6 protein-coding genes are annotated in these 4,660 nt (G+C 37.6%); all 6 read left to right on the forward strand.

All coding sequences use genetic code 11. The features are described from left to right. The coding region (locus ACLS0A_RS10780; RefSeq protein ID WP_416083465.1) for a phage baseplate protein at positions 1–393 on the forward strand (393 nt) is incomplete at its 5' end. Positions 394–497: 104 nt separating this feature from the next. Beyond that, entirely contained in the window at positions 498–1,697 is a 1,200-nt protein-coding gene (locus tag ACLS0A_RS10785) for a hypothetical protein (RefSeq protein WP_416083464.1), read from the forward strand. A 128-nt stretch (positions 1,698–1,825) separates the two neighbouring features. Further along, entirely contained in the window at positions 1,826–1,972 is a 147-nt protein-coding gene (locus ACLS0A_RS10790) for a hypothetical protein (RefSeq protein WP_416083463.1), read from the forward strand. Between the two features lie 296 nt (positions 1,973–2,268). After that, complete coding sequence (locus ACLS0A_RS10795; protein ID WP_416083462.1) at positions 2,269–2,937, forward strand: phage antirepressor N-terminal domain-containing protein; 669 nt, start codon at positions 2,269–2,271, stop codon at positions 2,935–2,937. Positions 2,938–3,154: 217 nt separating this feature from the next. Then, positions 3,155–3,673, forward strand: coding sequence for a phage antirepressor N-terminal domain-containing protein (locus tag ACLS0A_RS10800; protein WP_416083461.1), 519 nt, complete (start codon positions 3,155–3,157; stop codon positions 3,671–3,673). Between the two features lie 233 nt (positions 3,674–3,906). Beyond that, a partial coding sequence (locus tag ACLS0A_RS10805) for a hypothetical protein (protein WP_416083460.1) occupies positions 3,907–4,660 on the forward strand: 754 nt, incomplete at its 3' end.

Raw genomic sequence — 4,660 nt, forward strand, 5'->3', positions numbered from 1 at the left:
TTATTTAATATCAGCCTTGGCAAATACAAATTAATTGAAGCAAAAGAAACTTTGCGAGAGCTACACGGCCGCCGTGAGTTGATTACCATTGTTACGGGGCTTGATGTGTATGAGGATTTTGCTATTGAAAGCCTTGAGATTGAACGCAATAGCGATGATGGTGAACGGTTAAATATTACGGCTGAATTTCGCAAAATCAATAAAGTTACCCTCAGAACCGAAGAAATGCCCGCAGAAAAAACCGCACCGAGTGCAAAAGGCAAGGCAGGTAAAACCAAAGCTAATGTTGGAAAAGCGGCAACAGGAAAGCCCACAGAGATACAAAAACAACGAGGGATAACAGGGTTGGCGAAAATAGCAGGCATTAAGGGCGATGCAAAAGTTAGCCCTTAATTGAAATATTTTTTGATTTTAGTTTTGTTAGCTAATGTAAGAAGGTATAGTAGTCCTATAAACTCATTAATTTCATTTCAAATAAGTTATTTATTGGTTCTAATATGCTAAAAATTATTCAACAACTAGTAAAAGGTATCCTATATGTATTGGTACAGCTAAAAAAACTAATAGAAAATGAATTGAACAAAAAGGAAAGAGATGGAACGATACAGGCAGACTCAAAAAGACAAGATCTTAATAATTTCATTGAAATTCAGTCAGAAATCTCATTTGGTTTGTCAAATGAAGACTTAAAGCGTGTAGTTAATATAAAAAAACAAATTCTAGAGAATAAAGCCATCAATTTTAATAGAGATGACAAGTTTCTTATTTACGTTGCTGTAGCAAATATAATTGATGAAAATATGGATTTTTATTTCTTGCTTAGATTGTTCTCTAATATGGAGAAATTACACTATAAGGATGATTGGGGAGGCTCATTTTTTCAAAGTTTAGCTCAAGATTGTCGGATTATGACATCACAGTTTGATGAGTATATGTCAATTCATGAGAAAGATAGAATTATAAGCACTAGTACACATTTTGCAAATCATGCAATTAATGTGTATTTTCAAGCAAATAAAGAGCCGCAAGCAATAGACTTAGTTAGGTTAACTGAAGCAAGAAAAAGCAAGTTTATTACAGCAAATAATGAATTATATTTAGATATGTTAGATAGTGTTTTTGCTGAATATGCACTCCCGAGAGGTGGGTGGTATAAGGTTATGGAAAAACATGGGTTGTTTCATAATACCTATGATTTTAATATGTTCGATGGAATACCAAATGGAAAAATAATTAAAGCACCATTTCCTTCATATTGCCTTTACACGAATTCAGATTTTAACAATATCTGCAAAATTCTTCAACGAGAAGCAGAGTCTAGAGCTAGAAAAAACGTTGGATTAAAAGGTGTTGGCGAAGGCTGGCTATCTGAAACCTTACTTTATCATGAATTATTGAAATTATTCCCCAATACAGAAATTGTGCAACATGGAAAACCAGATTGGTTAGGACGACAGCATTTAGATATCTGGTTCAAGGATTGGGGAATTGGTGTTGAGTATCATGGAGAGCAACATTTTAAACCAATTGATTTTTTTGGCGGAGTTGAAGCTTTTAAGAAGACACAGAAAAGGGATGAATTGAAGAAAAGAAAATGTAAACAGAATAATCTTCACCTTATCATAGTAACGAAAGGTTATAATTTGGATTTATTAGCAGAAGAAATAGAATCCTATAAAAGAAAAGTGGATAAGTAGCACTGTACTTACTACCGTAACAACACCCCCAACATTGCGAGTGTTCGTTTCTTTCATTCTTAATCTATGTTGTAATGGAGAACCACTAATGCAGATAGATTTTAACCTAGTTAGAGAGGATTTGTAAAATGATAGAAGTAATTGATAAATCTGATAAAGCCCGAACTTTTGCTTATGTGGTATTGATTTTAGGATTTATTTTTGCGATGAGCTGGCTTGTGCCAAATTTATTGACTTCCATTGCTGAATTTATATTGACGTTGAGAAATAGCTAGAGTAATATTTACCTTATAGGTGTCGCAACCTAAAGGTGGTCATACCGCAAGACCTAAAATCCATTGCGGTTTTTTTGTATCTAAATTTTGGTGTTTCTCCTTTTCTCAGCCAAATTTGACAAAAACGGTAAATAACAATCAATGATCGAGAGGGCGAGGAATACAATACCCGAAAGGGAAATAACTCCAGCCTAGCCTTAGGCTTGCGAACCTCTCGATCACCAATTTCAAAAGGTATTCGCATCATAAGAACACCTTTAAATTGGATAAATTTCGCAAATATAAGGTTAATTATTATGTCTAATCAAACTCAACTTCAAACAATCCAATTTTACAACCGCACTTTAACCACATTTGAACAAAATAACGTTCATTACGTTGCTATGCGTCCTATCTGTGAAAACATCGGTTTAGATTGGGCAGCACAATATTCAAGAATTAAGCGTGATGAAGTGCTTGCTCAAGGTGTTGTCATCATAACAACACCTTCAAATGGTGGCGAACAACAAACATTATGCCTCCCAATCCAATACCTCAACGGCTGGTTATTTGGTATTGACGTAAAACGGGTGAAACCTGAAATCAGAAAAACACTCATCACCTACAAAAGAGAATGCTACCAAGCGTTGTTTGATTACTGGAATAAACCAAAACAGCAACCTTTACCTCTTGCTGAAGTGGAAGCAGACGAAGAAGCAATCCGTATTATCGCCAACCTGTACCACTCCCTGAATGGAGCGTTTGAGATGGACGAGAAAATACGCAAGGAATACCCACATCTTGGCAGAGATATAGACAAATTTATCGGAGGGCATTACCTCTATAACCTCAATATGTCAACCGAAAACGCTTTAACCAAAGCGAGAAAATATGTTCAAGCTAAAAGCGAACGCATTATGTTCATTAAAGGAATGTTAAGCTTGCTTGACGAACAACCACAACCAAAACGATTAGCGAATTTCTAAAAATTGAGCTAAAAATCACCGCACGCCAAAAGCCGCTTGTGGTTTTCCACAAGCGGCTTTTGGCGTGGTCTGAATCTAACAAACAATATAACCCGATCAGAAATGGTCGGGTTTTTTTATCGCCTGTAAGATAGAAAAGTACACTCGAAAGCGGTGTTTCCTTTCTCCACTCACCGTTTCTTACAGGCTTTTTTATGTGGAGAATAAGGAGAAAATAATGGAAGCATTAACTGCAGAATTTTTAGGTAAAGAAATTACGTTAGTGGATAATAATGGCATTGCTTATGTGGCAATGCGTGAAATTATTGAAGGAATTGGTTTAGCTTGGAAGCCACAATATAAAAAGCTAGTCGATCATAGCGAAAAATTCAGTTGTTACTATATGACTACAACTGGAAAAGACGGCAAGAAATACGAAATGCTCTGTATGCCAATCAAAAAATTAAATGGTTGGCTATTTAGCATTAATCCAAATAAAGTGCGTGCTGATTTAAAAACACGCCTTGAGGAATATCAGGAAGAATGTTTCTTAGCACTATGGGATTATTGGACGGAAGGCATTGCCCGCCGTGATGAAGTGAAAAGAAAGCTACTTGATTGGAAAGAAAAAGAGCGTCTGTCTAAATCGAAAGGCAGCGAAGCAGGGCGATTACTCAATCAACGAAAGCAAGAAAAATATCAGCTAGGCTTAGAACTCGCCCAAATAAAGCAACTTGATTTATTTGTTGCACTTTAAGTCAGATAGGCAAAACTACCGATAACGGCATAGAGAAGCTGCAAGTTGCAGGCACGATTGGCGCACTTGGTTATATTAATACTACTAGCAATGGCTGGGAGCGACTAAGAGCTACGCTGCCCGATGGCAGTTATTGGCGCTGGGAGGTTAATCCTGCATCTGCAGCTGACCCAAGATTTAATTATGTCTATCGCTCTGCAAGTGGCGAGCAGCGTTATATAGCTTTTCCCAAATTGGATAAAAATGAAACGGTGGCTTATCAGAGTTGGGTTAATGCCCAAAAAGTCAATAAATCTGGCGATACGATGACAGGCAAGCTCATCGTCCCAATGCTTGAAGTTACCAGTAATAACAATGGTGCAAATAACATCAAAATTGGTGATGATGCCTTTATCGGTGATGATGCCATTGTCCACACGGTTAAAATCAAATCAGCCACCGAGACAACGAAAGGGTTTGTGGCATTTGGTAATGCTTCCTATTGCCTAGGAAAAGATATCAACTATAACAGCGAACCAAATATCCTAGAATGGGAAGGGAATTATATTAGCCTCAAAGCAATAGATGATGGGTGTGCAGGGATAGACTTTTTCCGCTCGGGCAATCAAGGCGATTTCAGGATGCGGCTTGAAGCCTTGCCGGACAGACGATGGAAATTCTGGAATGAAGGCAGCCACGAGATATTTTTGCCTGCTAGGGCGGGGACAGTGGCATTAGCTGGAGACGTTGCTGTATTGACTGGGGTAATCAATCATAATCAAACATTACCTTTGCCCGCAGGATTTAGTGAGTCGCAATGCCGTTGGCTTGTATCAATGCGAGATGACAATGAAAACGGTGCAGAATGGGATGTTAATGAAGGTGAAACTGTAGTTCATAAACGTAACTTTTGCTACACAAATGGACGCACAGTTATCGCTTACACTCGTATATTTAATGATAGGGGCAATATATATCAGGACTTACCAGGCAACGTAAATTACATTG

This window comes from Avibacterium volantium, assembly GCF_049366555.1.
GTDB lineage: Bacteria > Pseudomonadota > Gammaproteobacteria > Enterobacterales > Pasteurellaceae > Avibacterium > Avibacterium volantium_A.

What these genes read in the sequence shown, in the direction of transcription:
- ACLS0A_RS10800 (WP_416083461.1), top strand. Translation starts at nt 3,155, where the DNA reads ATGGAAGCATTAACTGCAGAATTTTTAGGTAAAGAAATTACGTTAGTG.
- ACLS0A_RS10785 (WP_416083464.1), top strand. Translation starts at nt 498, where the DNA reads ATGCTAAAAATTATTCAACAACTAGTAAAAGGTATCCTATATGTATTG.
- ACLS0A_RS10795 (WP_416083462.1), top strand. Translation starts at nt 2,269, where the DNA reads ATGTCTAATCAAACTCAACTTCAAACAATCCAATTTTACAACCGCACT.
- ACLS0A_RS10790 (WP_416083463.1), top strand. Translation starts at nt 1,826, where the DNA reads ATGATAGAAGTAATTGATAAATCTGATAAAGCCCGAACTTTTGCTTAT.